The organism is Actinophytocola sp. (genome assembly GCF_009379765.1).
GTDB lineage: Bacteria > Actinomycetota > Actinomycetes > Mycobacteriales > Pseudonocardiaceae > Actinophytocola.
Window position 1 is genome coordinate 22261 of the sequence record NZ_WHTD01000102.1, and the last position, 6370, is coordinate 28630.

5 protein-coding genes are annotated in these 6370 nt (G+C 68.9%); 4 read left to right on the forward strand and 1 reads right to left on the reverse strand.

Annotated elements, in window-relative coordinates; genetic code table 11:
• Positions 1–50 precede the first annotated feature (50 nt).
• The 3 genes from GEV28_RS27210 to GEV28_RS27220 all read left to right on the forward strand — a co-directional run bounded on the left by GEV28_RS27210 (position 51) and on the right by GEV28_RS27220 (position 4642).
• Complete coding sequence (locus tag GEV28_RS27210; RefSeq protein WP_291415086.1) at positions 51–1406, forward strand: serine/threonine-protein kinase; 1356 nt, start codon at positions 51–53, stop codon at positions 1404–1406.
• Positions 1407–1534: 128 nt separating this feature from the next.
• Positions 1535–3739, forward strand: a complete 2205-nt coding sequence (locus GEV28_RS27215; protein WP_291415088.1) for a choice-of-anchor J domain-containing protein — start codon at positions 1535–1537, stop codon at positions 3737–3739.
• A gap of 153 nt (positions 3740–3892) precedes the next feature.
• Positions 3893–4642, forward strand: a complete 750-nt coding sequence (locus GEV28_RS27220) for an alpha/beta fold hydrolase (RefSeq protein WP_291415090.1) — start codon at positions 3893–3895, stop codon at positions 4640–4642.
• 59 nt (positions 4643–4701) lie between these two features.
• Here GEV28_RS27220 and add read toward each other — a convergent pair whose 3' ends face one another.
• Complete coding sequence (gene add / locus GEV28_RS27225) at positions 4702–5706, reverse strand: adenosine deaminase (protein ID WP_291415092.1); 1005 nt, start codon at positions 5704–5706, stop codon at positions 4702–4704.
• A 278-nt stretch (positions 5707–5984) separates the two neighbouring features.
• Here add and GEV28_RS27230 point away from each other — a divergent pair, with 278 nt between their 5' ends.
• Entirely contained in the window at positions 5985–6251 is a 267-nt protein-coding gene (locus tag GEV28_RS27230; protein WP_291415093.1) for a hypothetical protein, read from the forward strand.
• Positions 6252–6370: the final 119 nt, after the last annotated feature.

Consider the following 6370-nt stretch of genomic DNA (forward strand, 5'->3'; position numbering starts at 1 on the left):
GCTGGCGGCCACCCCGGTGGCCCTTCCGCGCCGCGCTAGCGTTAGCCGCGATGGAACCGGGTGAGCTGGTCGCCGGACGCTATCGCCTCGAGTCGCTCGTCGGCCGCGGCGCGATGGGGATCGTCTGGCTGGCCAAGGACGAGCGGCTCGACCGGCAGGTGGCGGTCAAGCAACTGCTGCTCGAGGCGGCGTCGGTCGGCTCGTCCGGCGATGCCGAGTCGAGCGCCGAGGCCGACGAGGTCACCGCCCGCGCGATGCGGGAGGCCCGCATCGCCGGCCGGCTGCGGCACCCGAACGCGATCGCGGTCCACGACGTCGTCGAGCATGACGGCCGGCCGTGCCTGGTGCTCGAGTACCTGCTCTCGGACAGCCTCGCCGCGGTGCTGGCCGCCCGCGGCGGCCTGCCGCCCCAGGAGGTCGCCGGCATCGGCGCGCAGGTCGCCGCCGCGCTGGCCGACGCACACGCGGCCGGCGTCGTGCACCGCGACGTCAAGCCGGACAACGTGCTGATCACCGCGGACGGCACGGCGAAGATCACCGACTTCGGCATCTCCCGGGCCACCGGCGACGGCACGGTGACCGCCGCCGGGATCATCGCCGGCACGCCCGCCTACCTCGCCCCGGAGGTGGCGGGCGGCGGGGACGCGGACTTCCGGTCGGACGTGTTCTCCCTCGGCGCCACGCTCTACGCCGCGCTCGAGGGCTCACCGCCGTTCGGGCTGGACGAGAACCCCATCGCGCTGCTGCACCGGGTCGCGGCCGGGGAGATCACGCCGCCGCGCCGGTCCGGCCCGCTCACCGGGACGCTGCTGTGGCTGCTGCGCCGCGAGCCCGACGAGCGGCCCACCATGCGTGCCGCGCACGAGGTGCTCGCCGCGGCCGCGGCCGGCCGGCCGGTGCCGGAGTTCCAGCCACCCTCGCCGACGCTGGTGCTGCCCACCCGCCGCTGGTCGCCGCGTGCGGTCCTCGCGGGTGTCGCGGCCGTAGCGCTGGTGGCCGCCGGCGGCGTGCTCGGGCTGCTGATCAACGACCCGGAGTCGACCGGGACGCCCGGCGCCGCGACCACGTCGACCTCGGACACGCCCCCGCCGCCCGACGAGCCGGCCTGCTCGGCCCGGTTCGAGGTCGGCAACTCGTGGCAGGCCGGCTACGAGGCAAAGGTGACGATCCGCAACGAAGGCGATGAACCGCTCTCCGGATGGTCGCTGACCTGGCCCATGCCCGATGGGCATGAGATCAACAACATGTGGGGCGGCACCGTCGAGCAGGACGGCAACACAGTAACTGTGAGCAACGCCGACTGGAACGTGACAGTGCCGGTCAGCGGCACGATTTCGATAGGTATGACGGTGGACGCTCCGGAGGGTGACCGACCCTCGCCAACGGTCCGCTGCCAGGAGAAATAAGTCCCCCGACGGGTGAAACATCTTCCCGTCTCAAATCGAAACGGTCAGGTACAGGACAAGTTCATACACAGCGTCACATCGTGGGCCAATCCTCACGATGTGAAGCTATCCTGAGCGAAAGGTATTTCATGCGACGTAGCCGATTAGCCTCGGCCGCAGCCGCGGTACTCCTCGTTCCCCTGCTGCAGGTACTTCCGGCATCCACGGTCAGCGCAGCGCCGACGGATGCCTCTCCGGCCAGTGACGTCCGAGAGCTGACCCGCAAGGACTTCACACTCGACGGCCAGAAGGTCCAGACGCCGGCGAGCTACCAGCCGAGTGCCCAGACCCAGAAGCGGACGAGCGCGGCCGCGGCCACCCCGCCGGGCGGGACCGTCCGCCAGTGGCTCGGGCTGGACGATTTCAACGGCATCCTCTACCGCAAGGACTACACCCTTCGCGGAGTCGGCGACAAGATCGAGGTCTGGGTGGCGAACGACATCGCCTTCCCCGAGGGTGACTGCCGCCGGCAGATCCCGTCCTCGACCGAGATCACCGACGCACAGGTCAACGATCTCATCACCGAGTTCGACACCAACATGTACCCGAAGGAGACGGAGGCGTTCTCGACGCCGCCGGACCGGGACGGCTCGAACGCTCAGCTCGGGCCCGACGCGGGTGGCAACGGTGGCGACTACTCCGGTGAGGGCGACAACACCGTCGCACTGATCGACAACGTCCGGGACGACAACTATTACACGTTCCCGGCGGCGCCGACCTACATCGCGGGCTTCTTCTCGGCGCAGTTCAACGAGCTGCTCGACCGCAACGTGATGACCGTCGACGCGTTCGACTGGCTGCACCGGACCGGGGAGAACCCGCCGGACGAGCCGACCGACGACCTGTGCACCAGCCGCCAGGCGCGCCCGCGTCTCTACGAGGGCGTGTTCTCACACGAGTGGCAGCACCTGCTGCACTACTACACCGACCCGTTCGAGGGGAACTGGATCAACGAGGGTCTCTCCGACTTCGCCCAGACCCTCACCGGGTACGTCGACGCCAAGGCGACCGTGTTCGACCGCGGCGCGGACAGTCACCTGTTCTGTTACCAGGGCTTCGGCACGGTACAGACACCGTTCAACGTGAACCCGCGTGACTGCGGTGGCCCGGAGAACTCCCTCAACCTGTGGAGCGAGGGTGACCCGGCCGAGGTGCTCGCCGACTACGGCATCGCCTACCAACTGATGTTGTTCCTGTACGACCGGTACGGCGCCGAGTTCATGTCACGCTTGCACCACGACGGCGAACGCCAGGGCCTGGCCAGCCTCGACGCCGAGCTGGACAGCGTGGGTGCCACCGACATGTACCGCGTGCTCCACGACTTCCAGTCCATGACCCTCATGGACAAGATCGTCGGGGAGTCCAGGCGCGGGGTCATGCTGGGCGTGCCCAAGAGTCGGGTGACGACGCCGAGCGTGCGCTCGACGGTCAACCTGGCCAACCCGGACGCCAACGACAACCCGGGGGCCGCCCCGAACGGCGCCGACTACGTCCAGCTCCAACGGGCGAACGGTCAGCCGCTGCGCGGGTTCGACCTGCGGTCGTTGAAGTTCGAGGGCGCCACGACGCTCCCGTCGCTCCCGCTGGAGTGGACGGTCGTGTCGGACGACCCGGACAGTGCGGGCGACCCGGTCCTGTGGTCGGGCAACGGGAACAACATCAACGCGACGGCGGTCACCCCGGTGGCCGTGCCGACCACGGACCCGACGCTGCGCTTCGACGCGAAGTACGGCGCCGAGTTCGGGTTTGACTACGGCTACGTGGTGGTGTCCACCGACGGCGGCGCCACCTACACGGTCATCGCCGGCGACAGGACGATCGACGCGCCGCTCGGCCAGGGCCTCAACGGCACCACCGAGGGTTTCGAGGCGCACTCGTTCGACCTGTCGGCGTACGCGGGGCAGGACATCCTGCTCGGCTTCCAGTACGTCAGCGATGGCGGCGTCAACGAGGGTGGCCTGCTGGTCGACAACATCACCGTCGGCGGCACGCAGGTCAGTGACGGGTCCAGCCTGGACTCGTTCGACTCGCCGACCGAGATCCGGCCGACCCCGGTGAACAACTGGAACGTGAAGCTCATCGGTTACGACGAGCAGCACCAGATCGGCCTGCAGGCCGAGTTCAACGGCAAGTCGACGGTGGAGCTCGGCACGCTGCAGATGCTGCTGTTCGCGCTGTTCCCGAAGGTCGTCGCCGTGGTCACCTACGACGAGCCGACCGAGATGGTCCAGCAGTACGCGCCGTACACGCTCACCGTGAACGGCGTGGTCCAGCCAGGGGGCGGCGGAGCCTGATCCGCGGCTGAACCCTTGAGGACCCGGGATGCGTCGGTGGCGGCCGACGCATCCCGGGTCTTCTACTTCCCGACTTTCTACTGTTGAGTAACTTCGCCGCGGTCCTTACCGTGAGATCCACCACGGGCAAACCCCGCACCCATGGAGGACTCAATGAGGCGTCCCCTGCGCTTGCTTCTCGCCGCACTCATCTGCGCACTGACCGCGTTCGTCGTGCTACCCGCCAGCTCCACGGCGGCCGACCGCCCGGACCCGGTGGTCATCGTCAACGGCACCTTCGGCCCCGCGTTCTTCTACGAGCCGCTCGCCGCCCGCCTGCGCGCGGACGGGAACCAGGTGTTCATCTTCGAGCTGACCGACCTCGGCACCGGTGACATCGCGGCCACCGCCGCCGACCTGGCCGGCTTCGTCTCCGGCGTGCTGTCCTCGACCGGCGCGACGAAGGTCGACCTGGTGGGCCACTCCCAAGGCGGCCTGGTCGCCCGGCAGTACGTGAAGTTCCTCGGCGGTGACTCCACAGTGGACAGCCTGGTCAGCCTCGGTGCGCCGCACCACGGCACGGCGGTGGCCAACATCGCCGACTTCTTCGGCGGCGGCGACTGCCTGGGCGTCGTGGCCTGCCAGCAGATGGCCGTGGGCTCCGACTTCGTGAACACCCTCAACGCCGGCGACGACACCATCGGCTCGGTCCGCTACACGAACCTGTACACGGCGCTGGACGAGCTGGTCCGCCCGGTCGCGAACGCGGCTCTCGACGACGGCGCGACCAACGTCCTGATCCAGTCCCAGTGCCCGTTCCGCGTGGTGGCCCACGTCGGGCTGGCCCTGGACGGCACCGTGTACGACGGCGTCCACGACGCCCTGCTGGGCCGCCCGATCCAGCTGAACTGCTGGGCGGTCTAGCTGTACTGACCCGTGAGGTTGGGAACGCTTCGCGGCTCCGTGGGCAGTACATCTAGCCCTCAGCCCAGCGTGGCCAGCTCGTCGAGGAAGGCCTGCCGCACGGCCGGCGGCGCCCACGAGGCCTCGATCGCGTTGCGCTGCAAGGCGACCAGCTGCTTCGGGTCGAGGTCGAGCTCGCGCTGCACGGTGAGCAGGTTCTCGGTGACGTACGCGGTGAAGTAGGCCGGGTCGTCGGAGTTGACGGTGACCCGGACACCCGCGTCGAGCAGTCGCTTCAGCTCGGCGGACTTGGTGCCGTCGGTGACGAAGCGGTTGGACACCGGGCAGACCGTGACGCCGAGGCCGCGGCGCCTGACCTCCTCGACGAGCGCCGGGTTCTCGAGGATGTTGACGCCGTGGTCGATCCGGTCGACGCCGATGTCCTCGAGGCACTGGCGGATGTGCTCGACGGAGTTCTCCTGGTCGACGTCGCAGTGCATGGTGAGGAGGTAGCCCTCGGCCCGCGCCCGGGCGAAGACCGCCGCGAACTTCTCCGGCGGGTTGCCCCGCTCGTCGGAGTCCAGGCCGACGCCGGTGATCCAGTCCTTGTACGGCAACGACTCCAGCAGGGTCGCCATCGCATACTCGGCCTGGAAGTCACGGAGGAAGCACATGATCAGCTGCGAGTGCAGCCCGAGCACCCGCCGCGCGTCGAGCTGGGCCCGGCGCAGCCCCTTGATGACGGTCGCGAACTCGACACCGCGGGAGGTGTGGCCCTGCGGGTCGAAGAAGATCTCCGCGTGCTTGACGCCCTCCGCCGCGGCCCTCTCGAAGTAGGCGTAGGCGAGCTCGTAGAAGTCCGGCTCGGTGACGAGCACGGACATGCCCTGGTAGTAGCCGACCAGGAACGAGGTGAGGTCGTGGAAGTCGTAGGCGGCCCGGGCCTCCTCGACGGTCCGGTACGGCAGCTCGACGCCGTTGCGCGCGGCGAGCCGGAACTTCAGCTCGGGCTCGAGGGTGCCCTCGATGTGGAGGTGCAGTTCGCACTTGGGCATGGAACGGACGAACTCCTCCAGGTCAGCCATGCCGTCGAGACTAGCCCGCGCTGCTCGAGCCGTGGGTGCCCGTCGTCGGGCTCGGAGTGGCGTTACACAAGTGTGCGTGGCGTGTGCGGGACCATGGGCCGACGGGCAGGTTGAGATCGCCGTGCGGGCCGTCCTCACCGACCCGGTGCCCGAAGGCGATCCGCTCTCCGACGAGATGGTCGACCGGCTCCACGACAAGTTCCCCGAACAACCCGCGCCGCCATCGTTGCCGTCACCTCGAGCGCTCGCCGAAGAAGCTGGTCGACGCCATCGCCGGGATGAGCGAGCTCGCCCACGGCGTCAGCAACATGGTCGGCGCGGTCGGCGCCGCCGGCGACGCCACCCCGCAGCAGCTGGCGCGCCAGACCAGCCTGACGGCCAAGACGGTGACGAGGCTGATTGAGGTGCTGGTCGAGCGGTTCGCGGGTGTTCAGCGCTGTCGTAGGTGGTCCGGGTTCGGCGGCCCCCACGTCCTTGTCAGTGTGGTGGTGGCGATCACGCGTGCATCAAACGCCGTTCCACATCAGACCCGAATCCGCGAGTAGCGTGGCGAGTTGATCATTGATCAGCGATGTTGATCTTCTGGTGGGTGTTTTCCGGGTGGGGGCATGTGCCTGTCCCCGGGCTGTCGCGCCGGGTTCGTGGTGTTCGGGGTCCTGGGTCG

Excerpts from the sequence above, each read along its gene's own strand:
- GEV28_RS27210 (WP_291415086.1), top strand. The coding sequence starts at position 51 with ATGGAACCGGGTGAGCTGGTCGCCGGACGCTATCGCCTCGAGTCGCTC.
- GEV28_RS27215 (WP_291415088.1), top strand. The coding sequence starts at position 1,535 with ATGCGACGTAGCCGATTAGCCTCGGCCGCAGCCGCGGTACTCCTCGTT.
- GEV28_RS27220 (WP_291415090.1), top strand. The coding sequence starts at position 3,893 with ATGAGGCGTCCCCTGCGCTTGCTTCTCGCCGCACTCATCTGCGCACTG.
- add (WP_291415092.1), bottom strand. The coding sequence starts at position 5,706 with ATGGCTGACCTGGAGGAGTTCGTCCGTTCCATGCCCAAGTGCGAACTG.
- GEV28_RS27230 (WP_291415093.1), top strand. The coding sequence starts at position 5,985 with ATGAGCGAGCTCGCCCACGGCGTCAGCAACATGGTCGGCGCGGTCGGC.